Annotated in this window: 1 pseudogene; it reads right to left on the bottom strand. The window is 68.6% G+C overall.

Annotation, left to right across the window (positions count from 1 at the left end):
• A pseudogene (locus AC0L3B_RS38740) lies at nucleotides 1–350 on the bottom strand (transposase); the annotation flags it as partial.

Here is a 350-nt window from a genome sequence, read left to right as displayed (position 1 = left end):
GAGATGCCGGTCATGCCCATGGCCTGGACGAGGTCGTCCACCGAGCGGGTCGAGACGCCCTGCACATAGGCTTCCTGCACCACGGCGGTGAGCGCCTTCTCGGCCATGCGTCGCGGCTCCAGGAAGCCCGGGAAGTAGGAGCCTCGCGCAGCTTGGGAATGTGCAGCTCAACCGCGCCGGCGCGGGTCTCCCAGATCCGGTCGCGGTAGCCGTTGCGCTGGGCCAGGCGTTCGGGGCTCTTCTCTTCGTAGGCCGCCCCGGTCTGGCCTTCCACAGCTCCATCAGGCGCTGGGCGGCAAAGCCGATCATCTCGCGCAGCAGATCGGCGTCGGGGGTCTTCTCTACGAGCG

The sequence above is a fragment of the Bradyrhizobium sp. Kon56 genome, from assembly GCF_055807635.1.
The sequence above is the reverse complement of the archived record's forward strand: the minus strand, read 5'-3'. Positions and strand labels throughout refer to the sequence as shown.